The sequence below is a fragment of the Paenibacillus sp. CR_12 genome, from assembly GCF_041953985.1.
Lineage (GTDB): Bacteria > Bacillota > Bacilli > Paenibacillales > Paenibacillaceae > Paenibacillus_AQ > Paenibacillus_AQ lautus_A.
This window is the reverse complement of sequence record NZ_JAVFHO010000005.1, coordinates 563,818-575,923: the sequence shown is the minus strand read 5'-3', so window position 1 is coordinate 575,923 and position 12,106 is coordinate 563,818. Positions and strand designations below refer to the sequence as shown.

The 12,106-nt window shown below is 52.3% G+C and carries 10 protein-coding genes; 6 read left to right on the top strand and 4 right to left on the bottom strand.

Annotated features, from left to right (window positions below; genetic code table 11):
* From RB297_RS21220 to metG, 3 genes are all read left to right on the top strand, one after another.
* Positions 1-321, top strand: coding sequence for a sigma-70 family RNA polymerase sigma factor (locus RB297_RS21220; protein ID WP_096774927.1), 321 nt, complete (start codon positions 1-3; stop codon positions 319-321).
* A 142-nt stretch (positions 322-463) separates the two neighbouring features.
* Positions 464-601 (top strand): hypothetical protein, encoded by a 138-nt coding sequence (locus RB297_RS21215; protein WP_192570074.1) that lies wholly within the window; start codon positions 464-466, stop codon positions 599-601.
* An 88-nt stretch (positions 602-689) separates the two neighbouring features.
* The gene (gene metG / locus RB297_RS21210) at positions 690-2,330 is read left to right on the top strand and encodes a methionine--tRNA ligase (RefSeq protein ID WP_375121370.1); all 1,641 of its coding nucleotides are present in this window, start codon (positions 690-692) and stop codon (positions 2,328-2,330) included.
* 1,510 nt (positions 2,331-3,840) lie between these two features.
* Here metG and RB297_RS21205 read toward each other — a convergent pair.
* Together RB297_RS21205 and RB297_RS21200 are read right to left on the bottom strand one after the other, a co-directional pair.
* Positions 3,841-4,695 (bottom strand): alpha/beta fold hydrolase, encoded by an 855-nt coding sequence (locus RB297_RS21205; protein ID WP_375121369.1) that lies wholly within the window; start codon positions 4,693-4,695, stop codon positions 3,841-3,843.
* 305 nt (positions 4,696-5,000) lie between these two features.
* A complete protein-coding gene (locus RB297_RS21200) occupies positions 5,001-6,119 on the bottom strand; it encodes an ATP-binding protein (protein WP_096774922.1) in 1,119 nt (372 codons plus the stop codon).
* Between the two features lie 229 nt (positions 6,120-6,348).
* Here RB297_RS21200 and RB297_RS21195 point away from each other — a divergent pair, with 229 nt between their 5' ends.
* On the top strand, positions 6,349-7,233 hold the full coding sequence (locus RB297_RS21195) for a GNAT family N-acetyltransferase (RefSeq protein ID WP_096774941.1): 885 nt from the start codon (positions 6,349-6,351) through the stop codon (positions 7,231-7,233).
* Positions 7,234-7,291: 58 nt separating this feature from the next.
* Here RB297_RS21195 and RB297_RS21190 read toward each other — a convergent pair whose 3' ends face one another.
* Entirely contained in the window at positions 7,292-8,350 is a 1,059-nt protein-coding gene (locus tag RB297_RS21190; protein WP_096774921.1) for a hypothetical protein, read from the bottom strand.
* Positions 8,351-8,668: 318 nt separating this feature from the next.
* Positions 8,669-9,433 (bottom strand): DeoR/GlpR family DNA-binding transcription regulator, encoded by a 765-nt coding sequence (locus RB297_RS21185; RefSeq protein WP_145040375.1) that lies wholly within the window; start codon positions 9,431-9,433, stop codon positions 8,669-8,671.
* Between the two features lie 251 nt (positions 9,434-9,684).
* On the opposite strand from RB297_RS21185, the gene RB297_RS21180 reads away from it, so the two are divergent.
* Positions 9,685-10,437 carry an ABC transporter ATP-binding protein gene (locus tag RB297_RS21180; protein ID WP_012818473.1) on the top strand — a complete coding sequence of 251 codons (753 nt, stop codon included), beginning with the start codon at positions 9,685-9,687 and terminating at the stop codon, positions 10,435-10,437.
* Positions 10,430-12,046 carry an ABC transporter permease subunit gene (locus RB297_RS21175; RefSeq protein ID WP_096774920.1) on the top strand — a complete coding sequence of 539 codons (1,617 nt, stop codon included), beginning with the start codon at positions 10,430-10,432 and terminating at the stop codon, positions 12,044-12,046. Before RB297_RS21180 ends, RB297_RS21175 begins: the two co-directional genes overlap by 8 nt.
* Positions 12,047-12,106 lie beyond the last annotated feature (60 nt).

Below are 12,106 nucleotides of genomic sequence, written 5' to 3'. Positions count from 1 at the left end.
ATGGATCTTTTGGCTGAGAATCGTTTAAGCGAGTGCGCCGTACAGGTGCCTGAATCGATAATGTACAGCGAAGAAAACCATGACGAGCTGTTGTCTGCCGTGCTTAGGCTGCCCGAAACCTTAAGACAACCGATGTATTTGTACTATTACGAGGATTTCAACACCTTAGAAATTGCGGAGGTGCTGCAGATTGAGCCCGAAAATGTCCGGAACCGCATGAGCAGAGCCCGCAAGAAGCTTAAAATGATGCTGGGCAAGAAGCTGGGAGCGATACGGGACGGCCGGGAAAGAGCAAGAAAAGCTGCGCATTCGTCCCCTTGACTTCTTCTGTGAAATTCGAGTATGATTTCCAGTAACTTGAATAACGCGAGACAAAAGCAATGAAGAGAAAGAGTACCTTGGCAGCGTCTTTGAACAGAGAGCCCCGGCAGGTGAAAAGGGGTAAAGAAGGAGCCTCGGGAATATGGCCTCTGAGCTGTGCACCGAAACCCTGCTTGGGGTTGTAGGCTGTGCCGGAACCCGCACCCGTTACCGTGCTAGGGTATACACGCGATATATTGGCGTCGTACCCGAAGAGGTGAATGCCGCAAGGCATGAATGAAATTGGGTGGTACCACGTGAGCCGTAAGCTCTCGTCCCTTTGGGATGAGGGCTTTTTTTGTTGTCCATAAAAAAGGAGGATGAACGACATGACGAACATTTTTATCGGCGGTGCCTGGCCTTATGCCAACGGATCTTTACATTTGGGGCGGCTTGCCAGTCTCCTGCCCGGCGACGTGTTGGCGCGTTATTTCCGCGCGAAAGGCGATCGCGTCCTGTACGTATCCGGCAGCGATTGCCACGGCACGCCGGTGGCGGTGCAAGCGATTCAAGAGGGCGTGACGCCAGGGGATATTGCCGATCGGTACCATGCGGAGTTTGCGGAGTGCTTTGCACAGCTGGGTTTCTCTTACGATTTATACACGCGAACCGATCAGGCGTTTCACCATGGCGTGGTACAGGAGCTGTTCCTGAAGCTGCTGGACAACGGCCATCTGTACCGTAAAACCGTGCTGCAAACGTATTGCGAAACCGATCGGCGGTTTCTGCCGGATCGTTATGTGGAAGGAGATTGCCCCGTATGCGGGAGCAGGGCCCGCGGGGATCAATGCGATGCCTGTTCCACGATGCTTGATCCGTCCGATCTGACGAACAGGACCTGCAAAATTTGCGGGAACCCGCCGGTGGAGCGGCCCACCGAGCATTTTTATGTATCGTTGTCGCATTTCCAAGCTGAGCTGGCGGATGATTTGAGCAACGCCCAAGGCTGGCGGGATAATGCCGTGCACATGACCCGAAGATACTTGGAGGAAGGACTTCAGGATCGGGCGGCTACGCGGGATCTGACCTGGGGCGTGAACGTCCCGGTTCCGGGCTTCGAGGATAAGAAAATCTATGTTTGGATCGAAGCGGTCAGCGGCTACTTGTCCGCCAGCAAGCAGTGGGCCGCGGAGACGGGCGGCGATTGGGAGTCCTTTTGGCGCAAGGGGCCGGGCGAGGTGACCGCCTACTATGTTCATGGAAAGGACAATATCCCGTTTCATACGTTGATCTGGCCTGCGCTTCTTAAGGGAGCCGGGGATTTGCATCAACCGGATCGGATCATTTCTTGCGAATACATGACACTGGAAGGGAAGAAATTCTCGACCAGTCGCAATTGGGCCATATGGGTGCCGGATTTGTTAAGCCGGTATCAGCCGGACTCGGTTCGTTATTTCCTCCTTGCGAACGGTCCCGAGAAGCGGGATGCGGATTTCTCCTGGAGGGAGTTCATTCACAGCCATAATGGCGAGCTGCTTGGCGCGTTCGGGAATTTGGTCAACCGGACCCTGGTGTTTGCGAACAAATCGTTTGACGGGAAAGTGCCTGAGGGCAGCATATCCGATGAGTGGCAGGGCCGGGTGGAGGAACTGTACCGACAGGCCGGGGCGCTTATTGAGGAGGGTCGACTGAAAGAAGCGTTGGAGTTGATTTTCAGCGTGGTGCGCCAGGCAAACAAATATTTTGATGAACGGAAGCCGTGGATTCAGGTCAAGGAGGATCGAGCCGCCTGTGGGACCACGCTGTACACTTGCATTCTGATTATGGCCAATCTGGCAAACCTGCTGCAGCCGTTCATTCCGTTCTCTTGCGATAGGATACGCGACTTTCTCTCGCTGGAGCCGCCTGCGTGGAAGTGGTGCCACGTTCCGGCCGGCAGGCCGATTCATGGGGTGGAGCTGTTGTTTGAGCGGATCGATCCAAGCCGGATTGAGGAGGAGAGCCGTCGGCTGGGGGAGCTGTCCCTTTAATGGGGGAACTCTCCGTGGTCCACCCAGCGGGTCAGGTCCAGCAGGAGGGTGGGAGCTATCGTCGTCATGATGCGATTCGTATTCGTGTCTGAGCCCTGCGATGTGTGTAGAGATCAAGGGGTCTAGGGATCGAGAGTCGCGGAGTCAGGAAGGAAAGTATCAAGAGTCGAGGAACGAGGAAGCAGAGTATCGGGAGTCGAGGATCGAGGAAGCAAAGGAACAAAGTATCAAGAGGCGAGGATCGATGAAGCAGAGTATCACGTCGGGAATCGATGGAGCAAAGTATCAAGAGCCGAGGATCGATGGAGCAAATTAACAAGAGTGTGAGGATCGAGGAAGAAAAGTATCGGGAGTCGAGGATCGAGGAAGCAAAGGAACAAGAGTCCAGGATTGAGGAAGCAAAGGAACGAAGTATCAAGAGGCGAGGATCGATGAAGCAGAGTATCAAGAGTCGGGGATCAAGGAAGCAAAGTAACAAGAGTCCAGGAGCGGTGCGGTGAAGCAGAGTAACAAGAGTTTGGGATCGGGGGTGCAAAGTATCAAGAGTCGAGAAACAATGGAGCAGAGTAGTAGGGGGATTTTGGCAATGGGCGAAAACTGATGAAGCAACGTCGCGTGAGTGATGGAGGTTTGCGGTTTGGATGGGTCAGGATTTGTGACGTTTGGAGGACAATGGTTCCGTTATTTCTATGTTTTTAGCCATATTGCAGCGATTTGAGGACAGGAGATCCGCTATATTCAAAATTTACTGGGATTCAACCGTGTAAAAGCTGCATTAACGGATCCTATGTCCGCATTGGCCCCAAAGAGGCCGAATATCAGTAAATAGCGGAACCGGTGTCCGCATGGACTCAAAAAGGAACGAAAATCAGCGAATGGCGGATCCATACCCGCTTATTGGCCCCAAGAGAGGCCCGAATATCAGTAAATAGCGGAACCAGTGTCCGCATGGACTCAAAAAGGAACGAAAATCAGCGAATGGCGGATCCTATGTCCGCATTGGCCCAAAGGAGACCTGAATATCAGTAAATAGCGGAACCAGTGTCCGCATGGACTCAAAAAGGAACGAAAATCAGCAAATGGCGGATCCATATCCGCTTATTGGCCCAAAAGAGGCCCGAATATCAGCAAATAGCGGAACCAGTGTCCGCATGGACTCAAAAAGGAACGAAAATCAGTAAATAGCGGAACCAGTGTCCGCATTGGCCCCAAAGAGGCCCGAATATCAGTAAATAGCGGAACCAGTGTCCGCATGGACTCAAAAAGGAACGAAAATCAGCGAATGGCGGGTCCATACCCGCATATTGGCCCAAGAGAGGCCCGAATATCAGTAAATAGCGGAACCAGTGTCCGCATCCGACCCCAAAAGAGCGACTTTGAGCGAGTAGAGCATCGGACAATGCGCCTTTGAAGCTTTATGAAGCGAGAGTGCGCCGCTTGAAGACCAGTAAATACAAAGGGAGCCCAGCGGGAATGCCGCGGGCTCCTCTTCATTCAAGCTTTTACAAGATCAGCGATCCGTTTCGTGAATCCAATCCGTCAAGACGGCGTTATAAAGCTCAGGCTCCTCGAACATCGGATTATGGCCGCTTTGCTCAAAAACGACCTTTCTCACGTTTGCTTGCGAGCCGTCTACGGCATCCCATAGCGACACGGGGCCGACCAAATAGTCGTACCGTCCAAGACCGATGAAAACGGGGATATCCACCTCTTCCAGGGAATCGATCAGATTCAGCCGCGCGAAGGCTTCTCCCCATAAATGATCCAAGACGGGCATGCTGGTGAAGACACCATCCCACATCCAAGCCGCATCATAGGCATAATCATAAAAGCTGTGGGCTCCCATCCGAATGCACATATGAGCAAACCGCCGTTCAGGCTCCCTTCGGATATCCTCCTCCAGCAGGGCGATATCCGCTTCGAACTGCCGTTTCCGCTCAGGACTTGCCGTCTCATTGAAAAAAGCGATGCTCTGCTGCTGCCTCTCCGAACTATTGGAGGGTGCCGTATTCAGCAGGATCACCTTGCGGACGTGTTCCGGAAAGGTTTGGGCATACGCCAGCGCCATAAAGGCGTGTCCTGAATGCCCCAATATGATAAAATCCTCCAGTCCCAGCGCTTGTCTTGCCCTTTCGATATCATCCAGAACCTTATTCAGCGTATAGTCTTCCGGTTCCAGTGTCCGAGGAGGCTCCACAAAGCCTCGATGGTCCAGGAAAATCAATTGAAATGACGTATAAAGCTGCTCCGAAAACAAGCGGGTGTAGTAAACGCTGCTTCCCACCACCAATATGGGCTTGCCGTTTCCGCGAATGGAAACATTCAATGCAAAACCTTCGCTCATTACCGTATCTCGCGTATTCATGTGTACGTCCTCGTTTCGTTTTATATTTTAATCGCACCAGCCCCTTTCCTGTTCGGATTCCATTACATTCTCCATAGAACGTTCCAGCATTCTATATCACCTCGATTAGCGTTCGTTCAAGCTCAGTATAGCATAGGGGCGCAGGCACTCGGTGTACCGGATATCAGGCATTCATACATCGTGCGAAACTACTCCCTGTGCGCACGGCACGTGGCCGGGATATGCTTGGAATGCCTGTCGACCCAATATGCTGCTGCTGCAAAAAAAGCAAAGTATACAAATTAGGACCGCTTCGAAAATCCACTTTATTCAGCGGTGTTCCGAATGGTCAGGGCAAGTGCAGGATAATCCGCGGCAATCGCGTCCTTGCGCTCGAGGATGCGGTCAAATTCAAAGGCCGAGCTGAACAATTCCGGCTCGGGCTTGAACGTCACGCTGGTTCCCGTCTCTTGAGTCAAACCAACCGTCAAAAGACCCGTCTGCGGTATGCCGTGCCGGTATTCCTGCCGGTATATGTTCCCGTCACGCCGAATTTCCACGGACAGCTGCTTGGAAAGGGCGTTGACCACGGCAATGCTGATGCCTTTTTCCGCGCCGGGAACCAGAAAGTGCGCGCTGTTGTTGAAGCGGTGGACATCGGTCAGAATCGACTGCACAACGGGGACATCGGAATTCGGGAGGGCCTGCACCGGAATGCCTCTTCCGTTGTCGGTTACCGTCACGCTGCCATCCTCATGCAGGAAAATGCCGATCTGATCGCCATACCCGCTCGTATGCTCCAAAATCGAATTTTCCACCACGGCCCAAAGCAGCTGATGAATATCAAAGCCATGCGAGGGCCCGAAGTACATCCCTGCATTGTTGCGGGTTTCCGACATCTCCAGGTAATCGCTGGCATCGAGCAGATCGCCGGCAGCGGACAACAGCAGCAGGAACGGCAGGCTTCGATGCTGGGGAAGAGCGTAGCGGCCCCCCTGCTCCTGGACGAGCAGGTCTGCGCCGAGCAGCGCCTTGAGATGATGATACAGCTGACCCGTCGTCCCCATGTTCAACCGTTCCACCAGCTCGGAGCCCGATAGCGGCTCCGCCATGACGGCCTTCAAAATATCCAGGCGCTGCTTGTTGCCCAGGGCAGCGAGGATTTTGGCCGCCTTCTCGGTATTCATGTCCAGCAATTGATTTAATCGGCGTTGCTGTGGCTCCCAGCGGATGTTTTGTCCGTTCAGGTGCACCTGCCCGGAGTAGAAGACAGAGCCGTCTTCGGGATTGGGTTCATTTATGGTGGGCGCTGTTGCGATTTCTTGGCGGTATGGATTTGATGCGGATGCAGGTTTTCGTTCCATAAGAGCTTGATAAACAAGCTGCTGCAGCTCCGCCATTTGATTCTTTAAGACATCCATCTCTTGGATCAGGTCACGTGTCATGGGGAATCATCAACCTCGCTTTTGAGTATTATGATATTACGTAATTATTATATTACGTAATATTATTATTGTACACCCATTATATGGAGATCGTTGTTTGAAAAAGCGGCTTGTTTGTCTATAGTTGTTTTTTCTCTGTTGTTGGCACTCCGATCGCCTTACAATGAACGCAAAGGCTGGTGACATTCATTTGAGCGAAAGAATCATTCGTAGTTTTGGGCAGGGCGACATGCCTCTCCTAGGCGAGTTATATCAGGCGGTATCCGCCGAGAATGCGCTGTTCTGGTGGGTGGGTGACCGGGAGAATTGGGAAAACGTGTTCTGCGCTATCGAAGACGGGAAGATGGTAGCTAAGGGTCAGGTCGGGATCATAAACGTGATTCCGCCGGGATGTGCCCCGAACTGCAGGCATCATATTTACGTGAATCTCAAGGCGGTTCCGCATCGTGAGCGGGATTTCGACCTTTTGGACGAATTGTATCAGGTCCTGTATGAACGGGCGGTTGTCTTAATGAGGACTTTGCCGAAGACGTACGAGACGTATTTGTGCGTGGGCAATTATGTCCATGAGAGCGCAAATAATGCTTTTTTTACGGAGAAGAAGGGGTTTCAGCCGCTGGAGAACCTTTATGCCATGAAACGATCGTTGGAGGAGCCTATTCCTGCCTTGCCGTTAGATGATCGCTATCAAAATCGATTGTGGAGGATCGAGTCTGCGGAAGAGGAAGTGGAGTATCTAAAGCTCGAAGCTGAAATTTGGCCGGAAGCGCCGCTGGGTCTCGAACGATTACGGGAATATAAGGCGCATTCCAACTGGATCGCCATGAATGTTCTGGAAGGGGATACGATCGTCGGCAGTACCATGGCATGGCAGGAGGAGGGGGATGGCGTGATTGAAGATGTGTTTGTGCGGGAACCGCGGAGACGGCGGGGGATCGCCAAATATCTGCTTTGCCGTGCCATGTCTTATCTTCAGGCGCATGGGTCCGCCACGGTCAAGCTGCAAGTAAAGGCAGCCAATGATACGGCGTTGTCACTTTATCAGTCGGTCGGCTTTGCCAAAGACCAAGAGGAGCACCGGTTTTACCTGCCGCTGGAGCAGGAAGTCCGCTAATACAAAGCCCACGCCAGGAACGAATCCTGGCGTGGGCTTTTCTATATGAAAATAGGAGTTATGAGGTTGATTCTTCGCCGCCGGATACATTCGGATTGGCATCCAGAATGCCTACCGTGACATCCCACAGCTTCGGCAGGAAACGGAGGGTCTCTTCGGCCCGCTGGAGCAGGTCATCGGTGGACGTTATGCCGAGATCGGCCAGAATCGCATCGAAAGCGGGTACATACTCCTCCTGAAATTCAGGAGTCCCGTCAACCTCCAAGATGTTGTGGCAGCGGGCGAAGGTGGCCACCATCCAGAAGACGGCTTCCCGATGGCTTCCGTTTAGGATCAGCTCGCGGCTGCCGTCAATGGCAATCGGTCTTGCTTCCGGCGTAATGTCACTGCTGAAGAAGAAGGGCGTCTTGGCAATCGCAGCAGCGGCGTCGAAGGTGCGGGCCAGTCCGTTGAGATGATTCATGGCTTGCTCGGCAGACATGTCTTTACAGCCCAGCAAACGTAACAGCTCCTCGTAGACCTCCTCTTGGTTATATTCCTTCAGCACGTCGCGAACTGCCGCATAGCGGAGTCTGACCGTGGGGTTGCGAAGCGCGGCGACCAGAAGCATATGGGTGGTTACGCCGGTAGGAAACAGCCACGAGGTCACCTGGCGATGCCAAGGAGCGGAAGGATCTATGGATTGGAGGCCGTTCAAGATACGTTCGCGCACGTTCTCACAGCGGCGGGTGACCCAGATCCGGTCGGCAAAATGCCGCGAGACGTCCGTCTGCAGCTTGCGCAGCTGCCCGGTCGGGTCGGACATTAGGGTGTCTACGCGGAAGCTGCCGGCCAGATGGTAAGACGTTAATACTTGCTCGGGCGAAGCAAGGTCCTGCCAGGACAGATAGGTGACCTCGATCAAGGCGTCCTGGTAGATAAACTTCCCCGGTTTCAGCGGGGGCTTCGGATCCGCGGTGACTACAACGACGTCAATGTCTGATGACGGAGCCATCTGGGCATCGTCCGGCTTGCCGACCGTGGAGCCGCTGAAATAGGCACCCATGAATCCAGGCTCCCTGCTGGCATGCTGCAAGACCCAATCCGTTGCGGCTGCTCGTGCTGATCCAACGTTCATAATCAGATTCCTCCTCTACCTGCATGGTGTCGCAGAACATAACAAAAATATCCTGATTTTCATTCCTTCATCATTATATGGACTTCCCTCCTAATGTACAACCGCTTACAAAGAGGGCTTGGTCCGTCATCCACATAATAAAGAGATGGAGATGCATGTAAAGAGAAGATTAATTCTTATGGATGCAGGATACTGGAAAAGGCCCGATACATATAAGCTAGCACCGGTCTCCGCCAGTGTGAAATAAAAAAACGGACGTTCCCATACTCGCTGTCATTCGGCGATCGGTAATGTCCGTTTTTGTTGTGATTCTCTATTCTATTCATCTGCAATCACAAGCGTTGTATTGGTTTTCTTGAAAGTTGGAATAAAGCTGGGATGGACGTTCGCATCCGTCACGATGGTATCGATTCTGTCGAGCGGAGCGATGGAAATGGTAACGTCTTTGCCAAACTTGGTGCTGTCCGCCATGACAATCACCTCTTTGGACAGCTCGATCATTTTTTTGCGCGTGATGGCTTCTTCCAGGTTGTAGTCGGAGATGCCTTTTTCGATGGTGATGCCGCTGCAGCATATAAACGCCTTCAGCACATTCAGCTCATGAAAGTTGAAGATGTATTCATACGCGACGACGGATTGCTCCTCCCGCCGGATTTTGCCGCCGATCATAATCAGTTCCACGTCGCTGTCCATCAGTTCGATCGCAACCGGAAGTGAATTCGTAACCACCGTCAGCTTCTTCTTATGCTTCACGTATTTGGCGATTTGGTACGTGGTCGAGCCGCTGTCGATGTAGATGCAGTCGCCGTCATGAACGAATTCGCTACATTTGCGGGCGATCCGGTCCTTTTCTTCCAGCTGGCTGACCATGCGCTCATCCATGGAGGATTCGCCGAACCGGGACTCCACGAGCTTCACCCCGCCATAGATCTTCTCAATCCGCCCTTGCTTGGTCAGGGTGTTCAAATCCCGTCGCAGCGTATCCACGGAGACGTTCAGCTCTTCCGTAAGCTCCGTGATCTTCAGTACTTTTCGAATCGTAAGCAGCTCAAGTATTTTCTTTTGCCTCTCCAATGGAAACATTCGCTCACCCATTCAATCCGCCTTAGTGGTTGATGCCTGTATTCATGTCTAGTTTACCGATTCGCACGGCCATGTTCAATAGAGTTACCTACATTATTCATAAGTTAGGCATCAGTTTTGAGTGAATATGGTCAATAGTTAGTATTGATTTATGAATGATATATGCATAATTTACTTACATTTAACAGTTCCCATGATTCTTATTTACATATGGTTTCTATACTGAGGATGTGTTTAAGGAGGTGAGCCGTTTGCTGAAGCTAGAGCATATTTGCAAACAATTCGACGATAAAGTGGTTTTGGATGACATCAACGTAGAAATCGGCACCGGCGAGATTGTATCGCTGCTAGGTCCGAGCGGGAGCGGGAAGACCACATTGCTGAATATTATTTTGGGACTCACCCGAATGGATCAGGGAAAAATCGTGTTCCAGGGTCAAGATCTGAGCAACGTACCGATGAAGAAGCGGGGATTTAATATCGTGTTTCAGGACTATGCCTTATTCCCGAACTTGAATGCCTACGACAATATCGTATACGGCCTGCGCAATAAGAAGGGAACCGTGAGCGAACAAGAGGTCCGGGAATATATCGATTTTCTGGAGCTCCAGCCCCACTTGGACAAGCGGATCGGCGAACTGTCAGGGGGACAGAAGCAGAGGGTGGCCCTGGCCAGAACGCTGGTCACGAAACCGAAAATCCTGCTGCTCGATGAGCCGCTCAGCGCGCTGGACGGCGTGATCAAGGAATCGATCAAGCAGCGGATCCAGTCGATCGCCAGGGAATTCAAGCTGACCACGATCATTGTGACGCATGACCCGGAAGAGGCGCTGACGCTCTCGGACAAAATCCTGATCATCCATCAGGGACAGATTGCCCAATTCGGCACGCCCCAGGAGATTGTCCATCATCCGAGCAATGATTTTGTGAAGCAGTTCATTATCAAGCAGCTGCATATCAAAAGGCAGAACATCTACAACCTGTTCGGTGAACAGTATGCGTAGCGCGAAGCCGGAAATGCGGGTTATCTTTACCGTTATCCTGTTATTGTTCGCCGTGTTTCTGTTCCTGCCGCTGCTCATATTGCTGATCCGGTCCTTCGGATCCGATCAGGGATTTACCCTTGGACACTATGCATCCATAGGGGCGAATCGGGAATTCGTCGCGGCGATCGGCAACAGCGTGAAGGTATCGGGCGTAACGGCCGTGATCACGACCGTTCTGGGGTTCATACTCGCGTATTCCATTCATTGCACCAAAATATACCGGCCCGTCAAAGGCCTGCTGAAAACCGTCATCATGGTCCCCATGCTGCTTCCGACCATTACCTATGGGTTCGCCATCATGTATTCGTTCGGTAACCAGGGCTTGATCACCCGGCTTGCCGGGCGCAATCTGTTCGATATCTACGGATGGAACGGGCTGCTCATCGGCTACGTCATTTACACGCTGCCGCCGGTATTCCTGCTGATTCATAACGCGTTTAAGTACATTGATAAAAAATTCATCATCGTATCCAAGTTAATGGGTGACGGCACGATGAGAAGTTTCATGAATACGATTTTGCGTCCCCTTGCGGGAGCCCTTGGCGGGGCCTTTGTGCTGTCCTTTATCTTAAGCTTTACGGATTTTGGCATTCCGGCTTCCGTCGGCGGTACCTATCCGGTCGTGGCGACGCAGCTGTACCAGGTGATGCTGGGTTCCATTCCGGACTTCAATCAAGGCGCTGTCATTGCGGTGATGATGCTGATTCCGGCCGTGTTCGGCATCTGGCTGCTGAATTATCTGGAAAAGTGGAATTTCCACTATGACAAGCTGTCGGATATCGAGCTGCCGCGGCAGCGCGTTCGGGATATCGCCTTCGGCGTGATGTCGTCGGCCATTGTGACGGGCATGCTGTCCATTTTTGCGGTGATGTTCATCGCTCCTTGGTTGAGCAGTTACCCCTATGACATGACCTTCACGTTCCAGCATGTGCGGGATGTGATTCAATCGAGTGACTTGACGGGGGTATATCGCAATTCGCTCTGGGTCGCCTTCTTGACGGCGCTGTTCGGTACCTTGATGGCGTACTTATCCGCGCTGCTCAATGTGCGAACATCGTTAAAAGCCCGGTCCGCGGTAGACATCGTATCCATGATAACCAATACGGTGCCCGGCATGGTGCTGGGGATATCCTACCTGCTCTTCTTTAACGGGAGCAGCCTGAAGGGAACCTTTATCATTATCGTTCTGTGCAACATCGTTCATTTCTTTACGACGCCGTACCTGATGGCCAAGAACTCTCTGTCCAAGATGAATCCCTCCTGGGAAACCACGGGAGAACTGCTGGGGGACAGCTGGTTCAAGACCGTGTATCGGGTGATCCTGCCGAACTCGGCCTCAACCGTCATCGAGATGTTCAGCTACTATTTCATCAACGCCATGGTGACGATCAGCGGCATCATTTTTCTCGTATCGGCCCAGACGTCGCTCGTCGCCAGCAAAATCAAAGAGCTGCAGCATTTCGCCAAGTTTAATGAGATCTTCGTGCTGTCGATGCTGATCTTCTTCACGAATCTGATCATCAAGATGGTGTGCGACGCATGGCAGAGGAGAACGGCGCATCGCTAAAGCTGCCCCATCACGCCTGTCCGCTACGATGCCGGATTTGTGGTTGGGGAAAAACATACT

Bases quoted from the DNA above. Each gene is read 5' to 3' on its own strand.
- metG (WP_375121370.1), top strand. From the start codon at position 690: ATGACGAACATTTTTATCGGCGGTGCCTGGCCTTATGCCAACGGATCT.
- RB297_RS21220 (WP_096774927.1), top strand. From the start codon at position 1: ATGGATCTTTTGGCTGAGAATCGTTTAAGCGAGTGCGCCGTACAGGTG.
- RB297_RS21185 (WP_145040375.1), bottom strand. From the start codon at position 9,433: ATGTTTCCATTGGAGAGGCAAAAGAAAATACTTGAGCTGCTTACGATT.
- RB297_RS21205 (WP_375121369.1), bottom strand. From the start codon at position 4,695: ATGAATACGCGAGATACGGTAATGAGCGAAGGTTTTGCATTGAATGTT.
- RB297_RS21200 (WP_096774922.1), bottom strand. From the start codon at position 6,119: ATGACACGTGACCTGATCCAAGAGATGGATGTCTTAAAGAATCAAATG.
- RB297_RS21195 (WP_096774941.1), top strand. From the start codon at position 6,349: ATGCCTCTCCTAGGCGAGTTATATCAGGCGGTATCCGCCGAGAATGCG.
- RB297_RS21215 (WP_192570074.1), top strand. From the start codon at position 464: ATGGCCTCTGAGCTGTGCACCGAAACCCTGCTTGGGGTTGTAGGCTGT.
- RB297_RS21190 (WP_096774921.1), bottom strand. From the start codon at position 8,350: ATGAACGTTGGATCAGCACGAGCAGCCGCAACGGATTGGGTCTTGCAG.
- RB297_RS21175 (WP_096774920.1), top strand. From the start codon at position 10,430: ATGCGTAGCGCGAAGCCGGAAATGCGGGTTATCTTTACCGTTATCCTG.